This is a genomic window from Pseudoxanthomonas mexicana (genome assembly GCF_010093385.1).
In the GTDB taxonomy this organism is placed as follows: Bacteria; Pseudomonadota; Gammaproteobacteria; order Xanthomonadales; family Xanthomonadaceae; genus Pseudoxanthomonas_A; species Pseudoxanthomonas_A mexicana.
Window position 1 is genome coordinate 25,339 of sequence record NZ_PDWV01000003.1, and the last position, 15,566, is coordinate 40,904.

12 protein-coding genes are annotated in these 15,566 nt (G+C 64.8%); 6 read left to right on the top strand and 6 right to left on the bottom strand.

Annotation, left to right across the window (positions count from 1 at the left end; translation table 11 throughout):
• Positions 1-227 precede the first annotated feature (227 nt).
• Both CSC76_RS01895 and CSC76_RS01900 read left to right on the top strand, forming a co-directional pair.
• Positions 228-662, top strand: a complete 435-nt coding sequence (locus CSC76_RS01895; RefSeq protein ID WP_162108372.1) for a pilin — start codon at positions 228-230, stop codon at positions 660-662.
• A gap of 66 nt (positions 663-728) precedes the next feature.
• The gene (locus CSC76_RS01900; protein WP_162108373.1) at positions 729-2,666 is read left to right on the top strand and encodes a hypothetical protein; all 1,938 of its coding nucleotides are present in this window, start codon (positions 729-731) and stop codon (positions 2,664-2,666) included.
• Here the strand turns inward: CSC76_RS01900 and CSC76_RS01905 are convergent.
• Genes CSC76_RS01905 through CSC76_RS01915 form a run of 3 tightly spaced genes read right to left on the bottom strand, consistent with a single transcriptional unit; the run spans position 2,663 to position 5,548 of the window.
• A complete protein-coding gene (locus tag CSC76_RS01905; protein WP_162108374.1) occupies positions 2,663-3,610 on the bottom strand; it encodes a lysylphosphatidylglycerol synthase domain-containing protein in 948 nt (315 codons plus the stop codon). The genes CSC76_RS01900 and CSC76_RS01905 overlap by 4 nt on opposite strands.
• Positions 3,607-4,704: a UDP-N-acetylglucosamine 2-epimerase gene (locus tag CSC76_RS01910; protein ID WP_274382081.1), complete on the bottom strand. Its 1,098-nt coding sequence runs from the start codon at positions 4,702-4,704 to the stop codon at positions 3,607-3,609. The genes CSC76_RS01905 and CSC76_RS01910 overlap by 4 nt, the downstream gene beginning before the upstream one ends.
• On the bottom strand, positions 4,697-5,548 hold the full coding sequence (locus CSC76_RS01915) for a glycosyltransferase family 2 protein (protein WP_162108376.1): 852 nt from the start codon (positions 5,546-5,548) through the stop codon (positions 4,697-4,699). The genes CSC76_RS01910 and CSC76_RS01915 overlap by 8 nt, the downstream gene beginning before the upstream one ends.
• Before the next feature lie 216 nt (positions 5,549-5,764).
• On the opposite strand from CSC76_RS01915, the gene pilB reads away from it, so the two are divergent.
• The 4 genes from pilB to coaE all read left to right on the top strand — a co-directional run bounded on the left by pilB (position 5,765) and on the right by coaE (position 10,511).
• Complete coding sequence (pilB, locus tag CSC76_RS01920) at positions 5,765-7,507, top strand: type IV-A pilus assembly ATPase PilB (RefSeq protein ID WP_162108377.1); 1,743 nt, start codon at positions 5,765-5,767, stop codon at positions 7,505-7,507.
• Positions 7,508-7,730: 223 nt separating this feature from the next.
• Entirely contained in the window at positions 7,731-8,987 is a 1,257-nt protein-coding gene (locus CSC76_RS01925; protein WP_162108463.1) for a type II secretion system F family protein, read from the top strand.
• A gap of 9 nt (positions 8,988-8,996) precedes the next feature.
• Positions 8,997-9,860, top strand: coding sequence for a prepilin peptidase (locus CSC76_RS01930; protein ID WP_162108378.1), 864 nt, complete (start codon positions 8,997-8,999; stop codon positions 9,858-9,860).
• 33 nt (positions 9,861-9,893) lie between these two features.
• Positions 9,894-10,511 carry a dephospho-CoA kinase gene (gene coaE / locus CSC76_RS01935; RefSeq protein WP_162108379.1) on the top strand — a complete coding sequence of 206 codons (618 nt, stop codon included), beginning with the start codon at positions 9,894-9,896 and terminating at the stop codon, positions 10,509-10,511.
• A gap of 241 nt (positions 10,512-10,752) precedes the next feature.
• On the opposite strand, the gene CSC76_RS01940 is transcribed toward coaE, so the two are convergent.
• From CSC76_RS01940 to secA, 3 genes are all read right to left on the bottom strand, one after another.
• A complete protein-coding gene (locus CSC76_RS01940) occupies positions 10,753-11,259 on the bottom strand; it encodes an REP-associated tyrosine transposase (protein WP_162108380.1) in 507 nt (168 codons plus the stop codon).
• Between the two features lie 295 nt (positions 11,260-11,554).
• Positions 11,555-12,505: a Nudix family hydrolase gene (locus CSC76_RS01945; protein ID WP_162108381.1), complete on the bottom strand. Its 951-nt coding sequence runs from the start codon at positions 12,503-12,505 to the stop codon at positions 11,555-11,557.
• Between the two features lie 112 nt (positions 12,506-12,617).
• The gene (secA, locus tag CSC76_RS01950) at positions 12,618-15,371 is read right to left on the bottom strand and encodes a preprotein translocase subunit SecA (RefSeq protein ID WP_162108382.1); all 2,754 of its coding nucleotides are present in this window, start codon (positions 15,369-15,371) and stop codon (positions 12,618-12,620) included.
• Positions 15,372-15,566: the final 195 nt, after the last annotated feature.

Here is a 15,566-nt window from a genome sequence, read left to right on the forward strand (position 1 = left end):
CGATACACAACGTCTTCGAATGATGCGATAGTCGCCCCCGACTTCGGCGTCTGGGTTCCATTCCGGGGAAGGTTTGGGGGAACCGTCGAGGGCACTGAAAGTTGGCACACATCCTGCTCCACTACCTGGCCACGTGCAGCCGTCAACGCGGCGCCCACGGTCCACGCTAGGGACACGGGGCATGTGTGTCCCTACCATCCAAGCCACATCCTGAAAGGGGAATTGTTATGAAGAAGAACATGCAGGGCTTCACCCTGATCGAACTGATGATCGTCATCGCCATCCTGGGCATCCTGCTGGCCATCGCCATTCCGGCCTATCAGGATTACACCGTCCGCGCCAAGGTCTCGGAAGCCATGACCATGGCCGCTCCGGCCAAGCTGGCCGTGGCTGAGACGGTCTCCTCCGTCGGCTCTCTCGCTGGCATCACCGCGACGAACACCGGTTATGCGTTCCCGGGTGCGACAAGCTATGTAAGCACCATCGCCATTACTCCGGGCACCGGCGCGATCACCGTGACCACTCAGAACACCGGCGCCACGGGCGGTAATGGCACGCTGATCCTCACCCCGACTGCAACCGCGTCGAACCCCGGGCAGCTGACTTGGGCTTGCAACACCGGCACGATCGAAACGAAGTATCGTCCTTCGAAGTGCCGCTAATCTCTAGTCTGATCACAAAGAAGGCCTCGGCTAACCCCGAGGCCTTCTTTGTTACGGGAACTCGCCTTGACCAGACCCAGCCTACTGCTACTGTTGATTGCTCTGACTACCGTTGGCGTCTACGCGCATGGCCTAAATGGGCCGCTTGTTTTTGACGATCATCAGAACCTCACCCCCTTGCAGGAGTGGCTAGCAGGCAATATCAGCGCCTGGCGCGTGATTGTGGATAACGGGGCCGGCTTGCTCGGCCGCCAGGTATCGATGGCCAGCCTGGTACTTAACGTGCAATTGCTGGGGCCGGCAATCTGGGGCCTGAAGCTCGGCAATTTGTTCATTCACCTTATCAACGGGGTACTGGTCTACCTGCTTCTGACACGCATCGTGCGCGCGCAGGCCCCTGTCCAGGGCGCACAGGACGTCGTTCGTAGATGGATGCCGTGCGTCGTTGCGGGCATCTGGCTGCTCCACCCGCTCCAGGTGAGCACCACGCTCTATGTCATCCAGCGCATGGCCATGCTGTCGGCACTGTTCACGCTGGCTACGCTCATCTTGTACGTCATGGCGCGCCAGAGCCTGCAGGCGCGGCGACGCGGGCGCGCCATCGCCCTGCTCGGCGCCGCCGTAATCTGCACGCTGCTGGCATCCTTTTCCAAAGAGAACGGCGTACTGGCCCCTGCCTTGTGCGCGCTGATCGAATTCTGGGTCTTCGCGCCCGTTGCGGGCGCGTCGCGGCATCGACTGTCCCGGGCATTCATCTTCGCAGCACTGGTCGCACCCGCTGGACTTGCCTTGGCCCTCACCCTGACGCAGTCGCCCCTCATCGTGGCCGAGTACGCCAACCGCCCCTTCACGCTGGCCGAGCGGCTGATGACGCAGGGGCGGGGGCTGTGGGATTACATCGGCGCCCTGCTGCTGCCGTACGGCCCCCGGCTGGGCCTGTACCACGACGATTACATCGTGTCCCGCGGATGGCTGTCTCCCGCGACCACGCTGCTGGCCTGGCTGGGCTGGTTGATCGCGCTGGCAGCCGCATGGCGGCTGCGACTACGCGCCCCCGGCGTCGGACTCGGCTTGGGCATCTATCTGCTGGCACAGGCGCTCGAATCGAGCGTATTCCCACTCCTGATGTACTTCGAACATCGCGCCTACCTGCCTTCCGTGGGCGCGCTGTGGGCCATCGCCAGTGTTGCCGTATTGGGAGCCCAGCAGGTCGCATCGCACATGCACCACCCACGCCGCTTGTTCACTGCGGCAATCGCTGCCTTGTTACTGGTACTCGCCGCGGCCACGTATGCCCGCGCGATGGTCTGGCAGTCCGAGCAGACGCTACTCGCACAAGGCCTGGAGCATCATCCCGGCTCGCGGTGGTTGCGCTCCGACGTGGCACAAGAACTCATGCGGCGGAACCCGCCCGACCTGGAAGGCGCCAGGGAGCAAATGAACGCCTTGGCCGTATCCCCGCAGGAAAGTACACGCAGGCTAGCCGGAGTCTGGCAATTGTTGATCGACTGCTCGGCGGGCAAACCGGCGCAGCCATCCAGCAAGTCGCTTGCCTTTGGTGGAACCGCATCGGAGATCGAAGCGGATCTCCTGCTGGCCATGGAATCCCTGGTCAATGGGGTTTCCAGCACACCCTGCGCGGGCCTGTCACCCCTGGACATGGCCGACGCACTTCATCGCGTAACGTCCAGCAGCTCGGTGCCGGACACCCATTTCAACATTCGCCGCCTGCGGTTCAAGGAAGCGCAGCTTTACGCGGCAAGCGGTGAGGCCAGCAAGGCACTCGACGCTGCCCGGCTCGCATATACCGGCACGCGCGAGGACGCTCCGATTGGAGCGTTTCTTGCCCAGCTGGAGCTCAACGCCGGCAATGCCGATCGCGCCCGCGACATCGCCACTCGACTGGATCGTCAGATTCCAGCGGATGATCGAACCGGACGAGAGATCCTGCGCGGGCTGATGGATCAAGTGGACTCAAACGCACACCCGCAAGATCGACCCTAACGCGTCAGCGCGCCCCTCAACCTGGCGGCATAAGCGACGACACCCGTCGCGCCATCAAACACCGTGAACACCAGCCTGAGTGCGGCAAGAAAAGCGATCGCATCGGCGCCTTTAAACTGACCTCCGCACAACAGCAGGAATGTCGCCTCCCGCACCCCGATGCCGCCGGGAACCAGGATGGACAGGATACCCACCACAATCGCGATGCCGTACACGGCCGCAATCGCGATGGAAGGCAGCCAAGGAAGCTGGAGACCCCAGTGCGCGAAAGCCGCAATAAATGCCAACTGAGCCAATTGCATGACGACCGACAGCGCCCCTGCATGGAAGGCAGCGGATGGCGTAAGCACTGGCGCCTCGCGCAGGAGAGCCAATTTGGCAAGGAGTCGGGCATGTATGGCGTTAGCCGTACCAATGAGGATGCGCCAGCCGAAGCCCGTCACGAACGGGATCACCGGGACGAATAGCATCGCCGTGGCATGCACCTCCACAGCAACGTAAAGCACGGCGGCCAAAACGAAGAGCGTGACCACACCCAAGTACTGCTCAAACAGTCCTGCTACCAGCGCCTGCGCACCATGGGCCCGCAACGAAGCGTGCCGCGCCAAGAACCCCCAAACCCCGCCCGGCAGATACTTGCCAAGCAAGAGTAAGGCCAGATGCGAGGCTGCGTCCGCAAAACCAGGCCTGGGAATACCATGTGCTTGCACGGCAGACCGCCAGACGGCGATCGAGGAATACCAGAAGCATCCGAGCAATACGAGCAAGACCAGCCAGAGCGCTTCCGGAATCCGATGCAGTGCATCTGCGGAAGCCTGCCAATTCTCCGCGAGCACCCATATGCAACTAGCTAAACCAAGCCAGAATATGGCGGTCAGCGCGTAGCGCCACCACTTTCGCGGCGCTCGATTTCTTGAATCCGCGCCTTGCGGATCACGCTTCATGACGCGTGCGCCAGCACGCTGTCCACGATGCGCCTGGATGGCCCGTCAGCACGCAGCGGCATGCAATTCCTCCGAAGCGCCCGATGCTTGCCGTCGCGCACGAACGCGGCCACCCCCTCATGGACGTCCGCCTCCATGATGGCATTGGCACCCAGGCCGTCGGCACGCTCCGTGCGAGGCCGCATGATGATGGTGGGCACTCCTAGCGCAGCCAACTCCTCCTGATTGGACCCGCCATCGGTCAACACACAATCCGATGCTGCGGCGAGACTCAGGAACGCCACGTACCCCATCCGAGGGTGCAGGATGACGTTCGGCGCTTGATCGAGACACTGCATCAAGGAGAGTTGCGACAACCGCTTACGTGTCGCCGGATGGAGCACGAAATGGACCTCCATAACCTCCGCAACAGACACCACCGTCTCAACGAGCGCCGTCAGTCGACCTATATCGTAAAGATTCTGGAAACGATGGAGGGAGACCACTGCGTAAGAAGCTTTCGCAGGAATGGGCAAAGCCTTCAAGGCGCAGCGCACTGCGTCGAGAATGGTATTTCCTTGCGTATCGATGCATTCAACTTTCCGGTATCGCGCCATGTGCTGCATTGCCGACTCGCTTGGACACATCGCCATGTCCGTCATGCGAAAAACGAGCCGCCTGCAGATCTCTTCAGGAAACGGATCCAGCACCTTTCCAGACGTCAAGCCGCTTTCCAGATGGACGACGCGCGCACCTACGGACCGTGCAGCCGCCGCACCAACAAGCGTGGACAGCGTGTCGCCATGCACGAGCACAAAAACATTGGAGCCACGTTTGTTCCAGCGCCGCAGAAACTTACGAACACCCAGGAACGCACCTGGCAACCACGCCATCAGGCCCCAGATGGAATCGCGCTCGGTCGATGACATTGCGAAGTCAGGAGATGCTCGTATACCGAACTCGGCGACCAGGTCATCCATGGTTTCCTTATGCTGACCGGTCATCAACAGCTTAACCTCGCAGGCGCGCGACTCGCATTCCAGTATTACGGGCGCAACCTTGATGAGCTGAGCCCTTGTGCCGACTACGAAAACGAGAACTTGCACCTCAGGCATCACGCTTGTAAGTGAGACTGGTGATTTGCTCCGATACCAGTCCAATCAAAAAAATAATCACTGCCGCACTGAACAGCAACACGCTCATGTTGGTGAAGCGACCCTGCGTTACGTAAGTCCAAGCGTAGTAGCCCAGCCCAATCAAGAAGAATGAGACGGATGCCGGTGCAAACAGCTTGAGCGGAGAGTACAAGGTAGCGATCTTGAAGATAATCAACAGGAATCGCACCCCGTCCCGAAGGGGCCGGATGTGGCTGCGACCAATGCGCTTCGCCACCGGAATGGGGATATAGGCCACGGGATAGGCACTGCGGAAGAACGCCATCGTGCTCGTCGTGGGGTAGGAGAATCCGTTGGGTAGCAAATGCAGGAACTCCTTGAACTTGTCCGCCCGTACCGCACGGAAACCCGAGGTAAGGTCCTTCACCGCAAAGCCGGTCATCCGCGAGGCCAACCAGTTGTAGAAGGTGTTGGCCAAGCCGCGGCTCACGCCCGCCTGTCCGCCCCAGTCACGTGCGCCCACGACCATGTCGTAGCCCTCATCCAGCTTCTGCAGAAGACGAGGGATGCAGGACGCATCGTGCTGGCCATCAGCGTCCATGAACACGATCACGTCCCCCGTCGCCGCACGGGCGCCACGCTTGATCGCTGCGCCGTTACCCATCGAGTACGGCGAGCGGATAACGCGGGCACCGAGAGCAGCGGCCAGCCCAGGCGTGTCGTCGCTTGAGCCGTCGTCGACCACGATCAGCTCGACCCCGGGCATGACCGATCGCACCCCCTCGAGCGTACGCGGCAAGCCGCCCGCCTCGTTCTTCGCCGGCAGAACCACACTGACCTTCATCGACACCCCGCGCTGTTGCCCCTACTCAGCTTACTGCATCCGCCGCGCGGGGCTGCCCAAGCTCGCATGTAGCGTGCCGCGCTGCGTCAGCTTGTGACCTACGCACGCTCTGGAACCGACCCACCCCTCGCTCCGGTCCTCGACCTTGAAGTAAAGTCACTCATGGCCCGGATCTTGCTGCACTGTGGGCCGTACCCCCGTTGCACGGACACTCCCATGAACGCCGTCACCTCCCCCACCCCCAATCTCGTCGGCATCACCGGAATAGCCCGCCGCCTGGTCCAGGACGGCGCGATGGACGAAGCCACCGCCCGCAGCGCGATGGCCAACGCCTCCGAGGCCAAGGTGCCATTGGCGCAGTGGGTGGCGGAGAAGCGGCTGGTGGCCCCGGCCCACCTGGCCGCCGCCAACGCCATCGAATTCGGCATGCCACTGATCGATGTCACCGCGTTCGACCCCGCCCATCACGCCGTCAAGCTGGTCAGCGAGGAGCTGATCCAGAAGCACCAGGTGCTGCCGCTGTTCAAGCGCGGCGGCAAGCTGTTCGTCGGCACCAGCAATCCCACCCAGACCGCGGCCCTGACGGAGATCCAGTTCCACACCAACCTGGTGGTGGAACCCGTGCTGGTCGACGAGGACCAGCTGCGTCGCACCCTGGACCAGTGGCTCAACGCCGCCAGCAACCTGTCTGGCAGCTTCGGCGGCGACGACGACGAGGGCCTGGACAACCTGGAGGTGGGCACCGACGACGACATGGGTGCCGGCAGCGACAGCGCCGTCGACGCCAAGGGCGACGACACCCCGGTGGTCAAGTTCGTCAACAAGGTGCTGGTGGACGCCATCAAGCGCGGCGCGTCGGACATCCACTTCGAACCCTACGAGACCGACTACCGCGTACGCCTGCGCATCGACGGCATCCTCAAGCAGGTGGCCAAGGCGCCGGTGAAGCTGAGCTCGCGCATCGCCGCGCGCCTGAAGGTGATGTCGCAGCTGGACATCGCCGAGAAGCGCGTGCCGCAGGACGGCCGCATCAAGCTGAACCTGTCCAAGACCAAGCAGATCGACTTCCGTGTCAGCACCCTGCCCACGCTGTTCGGCGAGAAGATCGTGCTGCGCATCCTGGACGGCAGCGCCGCCAAGCTGGGCATCGACAAGCTGGGTTACGAGCCGGACCAGCAGAAGCTGTTCGAAGAGGCCATCCAGAAGCCCTACGGCATGGTGCTGGTCACCGGCCCCACCGGCTCGGGCAAGACCGTGTCGCTGTACACGGCGCTGGGCATCCTGAACGACGAGGTCCGCAACATCTCCACTGTCGAGGACCCGGTGGAAATCCGCCTGCCCGGCGTGAACCAGGTGCAGCAGAACACCAAGCGCGGCATGACCTTCGCCGCGGCCCTGCGCAGCTTCCTGCGCCAGGACCCGGACATCATCATGGTCGGCGAAATCCGCGACCTGGAAACCGCCGAGATCGCCATCAAGGCCGCCCAGACCGGCCACATGGTGCTGTCCACCCTGCACACCAACGACGCCCCGCAGACCATCGCGCGTCTGATGAACATGGGCATCGCCCCGTACAACATCACCAGCTCGGTGACCCTGGTGATCGCCCAGCGCCTGGCGCGGCGGCTGTGCCCCAAGTGCAAGAAACCGGTCGAACTGCCCAAGCCCGCCCTGCTGGCCGAAGGCTTCACCGAGGCCGAGATCGACGCCGGCTTCACCCTGTACGACGCGGTCGGCTGCGACGAGTGCACCGAGGGCTACAAGGGCCGGACCGGCATCTACCAGGTCATGCCGATGTCGGATGAGATCCAGGCCATCGTGCTGGAAGGTGGCAACGCCATGCAGATCGCCGCCGTCGCCCAGAAGGCCGGCATCCGCGACCTGCGCCAGTCCGCACTGATGAAGGTCCGCAACGGCGTCACCAGCCTGGCCGAGATCAACCGCGTCACCAAGGACTGAGGCCGGCGTCCTCCGGACGGTCGCGCCGCCATTGGGGCGCCCACGCCATGAGCGGTATCGGGCGCCTCGATCCGTCCAGGGTGGTGCGGCCGGCGCGCCTCCGCCTTGTGCATATCACCGAAACCCGGCCCCCGTCACAGGCGGGGTGCTTCCCTCCACGCCATAACCGGCTACCATGGGTGGAGACAGTCCGGGTGGGGAAAGCCGGACAGGGGAAAACCGAATGGCCGTCACTCGTTCCGCCGTCAAGAAAGCGCCCGCGCCCGTCCGCGAGAACCCGCTGAACCTGTTCGTCTGGGAAGGCACCGACAAGCGCGGCGTCAAGATGAAGGGCGAGCAGTCGTCCAAGAACGCCAACTTCCTGCGCGCGGAACTGCGCAAGCAGGGCATCACGCCCACTGTGGTCAAGGTAAAGCCGAAGCCGCTGTTCGGCTCGGCGGGCAAAACCATCACACCGAAGGAAATCGCCTTCTTCAGTCGCCAGCTGGCGACGATGATGAAGTCCGGCGTGCCGATCGTGACGTCCCTGGAGATCATCGAGGGCGGACAGAAGAACGTCCGGATGAAGAAGTTGGTGGAGGAGATCCGCTACGACATCGAGAGTGGCTCGTCGCTGTCGGAGGCCATTGGCAAACATCCAGTCCAGTTTGACGAGCTGTACCGCAATCTGGTCCGCGCCGGCGAGAGCGCGGGCGTGCTGGAAACCGTGCTGGACACCATCGCCAGCTACAAGGAAAACATCGAGACCCTCAAGGGCAAGATCAAGAAGGCGCTGTTTTACCCCGCCGTCGTGATCGCCGTCGCCATCTTGGTCAGTGCCATCCTGCTGATCTTCGTGGTGCCGCAGTTCGAAGGGGTGTTCAAGCAGTTTGGCGCCGATCTGCCTGCATTCACCAAACTGATCGTGGCGGCGTCCCGATTCATGGTGTCGTACTGGTGGGCGGTATTCGGCACCTTGTTTGCGGTCGTTTTTGGCTTCCTATTCTTCAAGAAGCGGTCAGTCGCCCTCCAGCACTTTCTGGACCGGGCGGTGCTGAAGATCCCGGTGGTCGGCCAGATCATGCACAACTCCTCCATTGCCCGTTTTTCCCGGACACTGGCGGTGACCTTCAAGGCCGGCGTGCCGCTGGTGGAGGCGCTGGACACGGTGGCCGGTGCCACCGGCAACACCGTCTACGAGAAGGCCGTATACCGTGTGCGTGACGACGTGGCAGTGGGCTATCCGCTGAACATGTCGATGAAGCAGGTCAATCTGTTCCCGCACATGGTCATCCAGATGACCGCTATCGGCGAAGAGGCCGGCGCGCTGGACGCCATGTTGTTCAAGGTAGCCGAGTACTACGAAGAAGAGGTCAACAACGCGGTGGATGCGCTGTCCAGTCTCATCGAACCGATGATCATGATCTTCATCGGCGGCGTGGTCGGTGCGATGGTGGTCGGCATGTACCTGCCCATCTTCAAACTCGCCGCCGCGATTTAAAATCGTTCGATGGCATTCCTGGATCAGCACCCCGAATTGGGGTACCCGGTGGTGGCAGGCTTGGGCCTGCTGGTGGGCAGCTTCCTCAACGTGGTCATCCTGCGGCTGCCGCGACGGCTGGAGTGGGAGTGGAAGCGCGACGCGCGCGAGGTGCTGGAGGAGCCGGAGATCTACGATCCCCCGCCGCCCGGCATCGTGGTGGAGCGCTCGCACTGCCCCCACTGCAAGACGCCGCTGTCGTGGTACGAGAACATCCCGCTGTTCAGCTGGCTGGTGCTGCGCGGCAAGTGCCGCCACTGCAAGGCCCCCATCTCGCCGCAGTATCCGCTGGTTGAGCTGCTGACCGCGCTGCTGGCGATGGCCTCGGTCTGGCGCTTCGGCTTCGGCTGGCAGGGGTTCGGTGCGGCCCTCTTCAGCTGCTACCTGGTGGCACTGAGCGGCATCGACCTGCGCACGCGCCTGCTGCCCGACCAGCTGACGCTGCCGCTGATGTGGCTGGGCCTGATCGGCAGTCTGGACAACCTGTACATGCCGGCCAAGCCGGCGCTGCTGGGCGCGATCGCCGGCTATGTCTCGCTGTGGCTGGTGTGGTGGCTGTTCAAGCAGATTACCGGCAAGGAAGGCATGGGGCGGGGCGATTTCAAGCTGCTGGCGGCCATCGGCGCCTGGGTGGGACTCAACGGCGTGCTGCCGACGCTGCTGTTGTCCTCAGTGGTCGGCGCGGTTATCGGTTCGGTGTGGCTGGCCACGCAGGGCCGCGACCGCGCCACGCCGATTCCGTTCGGCCCCTATCTGGCCATCGCCGGCTGGATCGTGTTCTTCTGGGGCCCGCAGATCATCGATGCCTACCTGCGTTTCGCCGGGCTGAAATAGACCCCAGGCTCCCCGGCCCGGCATGATCGGCGCATGAGCGACTACTTCATCGGACTGACCGGCGGCATCGCCTCGGGCAAGAGCGCGCTGGAAAAGGCGTTCGCCAAGCAGGGCGTCGTGGTGGCGGATGCCGACCTGCTCGCGCGCGAGGTGGCCGCCCCGGGCGAACCGGCACTGGCCGCGGTGGTGGAACGGTTCGGGGGCGACGTGCTGCAGGCCGACGGACAGCTCGACCGCGCGGCGCTGCGGGTGCGCGTATTCGGCGACCCGGACCAGCGGCGCGCACTGGAGGCCATCCTGCACCCGGCCATCCGCGCACGGCTGGAGGCGATCTGCCGGGCCGCGCCGGGGCCCTATGCCATCGCCACGGTCCCGCTGCTCACCGAGGGCGGCGGCCGCGCAGCCTATCCGTGGCTGCACCGCATCCTGGTGGTGGACACTCCCGCTGCCGTGCAGAAGGCGCGGCTGATGCAGCGCGACGGCATCGACGCCACCCTGGCCGACCAGATGATGGCCGCGCAGGCCTCGCGCGCGGAGCGGCTGGCGCTGGCCGACGACATCGTCGTCAACGACGGCGACCTGGCCCATCTGCAACGCGCGGCCGATCAACTGCACGCCCGCTACGTGGCCCTGGCCTCCAGCACGCCGTAGGAGCGGGCCATGCCCGCGATGCTCTTTCGAGCACGGATGGGAAAGCATCGCGCCCAAGGGCGCTCCTATAAACCCCTCGCTACACCTTGTAGGAGCGGGCCATGCCCGTGATGCTTCTTGTCCACGCGCACCGAAAAGCATCGCACCCCAGGGCGCTCCTACAGACCCCACCACACCACACTGTAGGAGCGGGCCATGCCCGCGATGCTTTTTGCCAACACGCACCGAAGAGCATCGCGCCCTAGGGCGCTCCTACAGCGCCTTCGCTCCGATCCCCAATCCACACCGCATTCCAGAACGGGTAGTCGCCCACGCGTTTCACCAGCCCTGCCCTGACGGGATTGGCGACCAGATAACGCGCGGCTCCCCTCACGTCATCGTCAACGCGTAACAAGCGCTCGTGATAAGCCCGTGCCCAGAGCGCGCCGGTACGCCCCGATTCTTCGTTGTAGGCACGCGCTGTAGCGGACTTAATCCGATTCATGATCGAGGCAAGATGATCGCCGTCGCCAATCTGGACCAACCAATGCCCGTGGTTCGGCATCAACACCCACGCCAGCAGTCGCGAATCGCGGCAGACATGGGGGTCGAGATGGCGGCGCGCGGCCGCGCAGGCCGGGGCGAATTCGCTGAAGAAGGATTGGCGCGCCAGGGTGGTCGCGGTCACTAGGTACGCATGGCCTGGCATATGGACACGATGGCGCCGGAGCGCTCCATGACCGGCGTGCGGGAAGACAAGAGGCGGCATGAACGCCAGCTTCTTGGCTGGCGTGCGGCACGAACATCAGGGACTGCCGCGCTGAACCGTCAGATTTGGGAGCGGGTCATGCCTGCGACGCTCTTTCACCGAGGATAAAAAAGCATCGCGCCCGAGGGCGCTCCTACAAAGCGCGCCGCACCACCCTGTAGGAGCGGGCCATGCCCGCGATGCTCTTCGAGCACCGACGGGAAAGCATCGCGCCCGAGGGCGCTCCTACAGAGCACCGCCGCATTGTAGGAACCGTGCGCGCGATGCGCGTCGAACGCGGAGCGTCCGCGATGCGTTACATCGCCGGCCACAACCCCCGGATGGCGGCGATGCCCTGCGCGCCATGCCGGCGCGCATCGGCGATGTCGGCGGCCGCCATGCCGCCGATGGCATAGATCGGCAGTGAGGCCCCTTCGCGCAGGCGGGCGAAGCCGTGCCATCCGAGCGCCTCACCGCCGGGATGGCTGAGCGTGGGATGCACGCTGCCCACCACCGTGAAATCGCAGCCCAGCGCCTCCGCCTGCCGCAGGTCCTCGGGCGTGTGGCAGGACGCCGCCACGGGCGCGCCCTGTTCAAGCGGTCGCGCCACCAGACCGGCCAACTGGTTCGCACGCAGGTGGACGCCCACCTGCAGTTCGCGCGCCAGGTCGATGTCGCCATTGAGCAGCACCTCGACGCCCGCCTGCCGGCACCGCGCGACCGCCTGGGTCGCCAACGCGCGCCAGGCGTCGCCCGACAGCCCGCGCGCGCGCACCTGCACGCGGCGGACTCCCTCCGAGAGGACCTGCTCGAACGCTGCAAGCCATTGCTCCGTATCCTCCGGTTCCGGCGTGACCAGGTAACGGTCCGGCTGCAGCAGCGCCGCCACCACCGGCCGATCCGCGGGCGGCATGTCGTAGCGCGTCAGCTTGTCCGCCGGCACCCACGCCAGCGCCTGTCCTTCGTGCCCCCGCGGCGTACCGCTCCAGCCCGTCAGCTGCCGCACCTCCAGGCACAGCCGCTTGTCGGGGTACTGCTGCGGGACGCTGATGAGGTGCGCGCCCACGCGCGCCTCGATGCCCAGCTCCTCGCGCAATTCCCGCCCCAGCGCGTCCCCGGGCTGTTCCCCCGGCTCCTGCTTGCCGCCGGGAAACTCCCAGCGCCCGGCCAGGTCACGGCCTTCGGTACGGCGGGCCAGCAGGATGCGGCCACGCGCATCGGTGATGACGGCAGCCATGACATGGATCGATCGCAACGGAGTCTGCATAGCGGAAGCTTGCCGGGAACCCGCGGGTAGACGCAAATAGCCCTCACCCTCGCCTCCCCAAAGAAAAAGCCGCGCAGTGCGCGGCTTCTCCCTCGGACGATGCGGCCAGGCCTCAGGCCAGCTGGCCGTGGCAGTGCTTGTACTTCTTGCCGCTGCCGCACGGGCAGGGATCGTTGCGGCCGACCTTGGGCGCATCGCGGTGCGCCGGCATGGGGCCGGACTGCACGTAGCCGCCCTGGGCCGCCGCCAGCCGCTGCGCTTCCTCGGCTTCTTCGTCGGCGCCGTAGCCGCCGGCATCCTGATGCTGGAACTGCATCTGCCGCGCCTGCGCCTCGGCCATGGCACGCTCCTGCGCCTCCAGCGCGGCGACTTCTTCCTCGCTGCGGATGCGGACGCGCGACAGCAGGGTCACCACTTCGCTCTTCACCCGCTCCAGCATGCTGGAGAACAGTTCGAAGGCCTCCTTCTTGTACTCCTGCTTGGGCTGCTTCTGCGCGTAGCCACGCAGGTGGATGCCCTGGCGCAGGTAATCCATGCGCGCCAGGTGCTCCTTCCAGTTCTTGTCGAGCACCGTCAGCATGATGTGCTTTTCCAGCGCGCGCATGGTCTCCTCGCCGATCACCGCTTCCTTGTCGGCGAAATGCTTGTCCATGGCTTCCTGCACGCGGCGCTCGATGGTCTCGGCATCCAGTTCCTCGGCTTCCTCGCGCCAGCGGCTGACGGGCAGGTCCAGGCCCATCTCCTCGGCCAGCTCGCGCTCCAGGCCCTGCAGGTCCCACTGCTCGTCCACCGAGTTCGCCGGCACGAAGCGGGCGACGGTCTCGGCGACCACGTCGCCGCGGATGCCGTCGATGTTCTCCTTCACCGATTCGGCTTCGAGCAGCTCGTCGCGCTGGGCGTAGATCACCTTGCGCTGGTCGTTGTTGACGTCGTCGAAGTCCAGCAGGTTCTTGCGGATGTCGAAGTTGTGCGCTTCCACCTTGCGCTGCGCCTTCTCGATCTGCCGGCTGACCAGCCGGTCCTCGATGACGTCGTCTTCCTTCATGCCGATCAGCTTCATCGCCTTCTGGACCCAGTCCGAGGCGAAGATGCGCATCAGGTTGTCTTCCAGCGACAGGTAGAAGCGGGACGAACCCGGATCGCCCTGGCGGCCCGAACGGCCGCGCAGCTGGTTGTCGATGCGGCGGGATTCGTGGCGTTCGGTGCCGACGATGTGCAGGCCGCCGGCCGCCTTCACGGCTTCGTGGCGCTTCTGCCATTCGGCTTTCACCGCGGCGCGGGCGGCCTCATCGGCGTCTTCGCCCAGTGCTTCGTATTCGGCTTCCAGCGAGCCGCCCAGCACGATGTCGGTACCGCGGCCGGCCATGTTGGTGGCGATGGTGATCGCGCCCGGACGGCCGGCCTGCGCCACGATGTGCGCCTCGCGCTCGTGCTGCTTGGCGTTCAGCACTTCGTGCGGCACGCCCGCCTTGCCGAGGAAGTCGGACAGCATTTCCGACGTCTCGATCGAGGTGGTGCCCACCAGCACCGGCTGGCCGCGCTGGTAGCAGTCCTGGATATCGGCCAGCACCGCCTTGAACTTGCCCTGGCGGTTGAGGAACACCTGGTCCGGCGAATCCTTGCGCACGGTCGGACGGTTGGTCGGGATGACGATGACTTCCAGGCCGTAGATGCTCTGGAACTCGAACGCTTCGGTGTCGGCCGTGCCGGTCATGCCGGACAGCTTCCTGTACATGCGGAACAGGTTCTGGAACGTCACGCTGGCCAGCGTCTGGTTCTCGCGCTGGACCGGCACGCCTTCCTTCGCCTCGACCGCCTGGTGCAGGCCGTCGGACCAGCGGCGGCCCGGCAGCGTGCGGCCGGTAAACTCGTCGACGATGACCACTTCGCCATCGCGCACGATGTAGTCCACATCGCGCTGGTAGATGGCATGCGCGCGCAGCGCGGCATTGAGGTGGTGCACGACGGACAGGTTGTTGGCGCCGTACAGCGGTTCTTCCTCGCTGATGATGCCGGCCTGCAGCAGCAGCTCCTCGGCGTGCTCCATGCCCGCTTCGGACAGGTGCACCTGCTTGCCCTTCTCGTCGACCCAGTAGTCGCCTTCGGCTTCCTCGTTCTCCTGCTTGACCAGCTGGGGCACGATGCGGTTGACGCGGATGTACAGCTCCGGCGATTCGTCGGCCGGGCCGGAGATGATCAGCGGGGTGCGCGCCTCGTCGATCAGGATGGAGTCGACTTCGTCGACGATGGCGTAGTGGAGGCCGCGCTGGAAGCGGTCGGCCTTAGACATCGCCATGTTGTCGCGCAGGTAGTCGAAGCCGAACTCGTTGTTGGTGCCGTAGGTGATGTCGGCGGCATACGCGGCGTGCTTGTCGCCGTGCGGCATGCCCGGGTAGACGACGCCCACGCTCAGGCCCAGCCAGTTGTACAGGCGGCCCATCCAGGCCGAGTCGCGGCGGGCCAGGTAATCGTTCACGGTGACGACGTGCACGCCCTTGCCTTCCAGCGCGTTGAGGTAGGTGGGCAGCGTGGCCACCAGCGTCTTGCCTTCGCCGGTGCGCATTTCGGCGATCTTGCCCAGGTGCAGCACCATGCCGCCGATCAGCTGCACGTCGTAGTGGCGCATGCCCAGCACGCGGCGGCTGGCCTCGCGGCAGACCGCGAAGGCTTCGGGCAGGATCTTGTCGAGGGCTTCCCCGCCGGCGATGCGCTGCTGGAACTCCGGCGTCTTCGCCTTCAGCTCCTCGTCGGACAGCTTCTGCAGCTCCGGCTCCAGCGCGTTGATCTTGTCGACGATGCGTTGCAGCTGCTTGAGCAGGCGCTCGTTGCGACTGCCGAAGACACGGGTAAGCAGTTTGTTGATCATGTAGGGAACCGGATGGGAAAGGAACGCCGCGGCCCCGCGGTGTCGCGGGCCGAAAACGAAACAGGGCGCAAGGCGCCCTGTCTGGCAACACCGTATTGTAGCTTGGGGCGCCGCCCGGGGAATCAAGGCGGACCGTCAGACCGACTGCGCCTGGGATGGTTCCCGAACGCCGGCACTGGCGTCGAGCCTGCTCGA

Coding starts and splice junctions, on each gene's coding strand:
- CSC76_RS01895 (WP_162108372.1), top strand. CDS start 228: ATGAAGAAGAACATGCAGGGCTTCACCCTGATCGAACTGATGATCGTC.
- CSC76_RS01905 (WP_162108374.1), bottom strand. CDS start 3,610: ATGAAGCGTGATCCGCAAGGCGCGGATTCAAGAAATCGAGCGCCGCGA.
- CSC76_RS01910 (WP_274382081.1), bottom strand. CDS start 4,704: ATGCCTGAGGTGCAAGTTCTCGTTTTCGTAGTCGGCACAAGGGCTCAG.
- CSC76_RS01915 (WP_162108376.1), bottom strand. CDS start 5,548: ATGAAGGTCAGTGTGGTTCTGCCGGCGAAGAACGAGGCGGGCGGCTTG.
- pilB (WP_162108377.1), top strand. CDS start 5,765: ATGAACGCCGTCACCTCCCCCACCCCCAATCTCGTCGGCATCACCGGA.
- CSC76_RS01925 (WP_162108463.1), top strand. CDS start 7,731: ATGGCCGTCACTCGTTCCGCCGTCAAGAAAGCGCCCGCGCCCGTCCGC.
- CSC76_RS01930 (WP_162108378.1), top strand. CDS start 8,997: ATGGCATTCCTGGATCAGCACCCCGAATTGGGGTACCCGGTGGTGGCA.
- coaE (WP_162108379.1), top strand. CDS start 9,894: ATGAGCGACTACTTCATCGGACTGACCGGCGGCATCGCCTCGGGCAAG.
- CSC76_RS01940 (WP_162108380.1), bottom strand. CDS start 11,259: ATGCCGCCTCTTGTCTTCCCGCACGCCGGTCATGGAGCGCTCCGGCGC.
- CSC76_RS01945 (WP_162108381.1), bottom strand. CDS start 12,505: ATGCAGACTCCGTTGCGATCGATCCATGTCATGGCTGCCGTCATCACC.
- secA (WP_162108382.1), bottom strand. CDS start 15,371: ATGATCAACAAACTGCTTACCCGTGTCTTCGGCAGTCGCAACGAGCGC.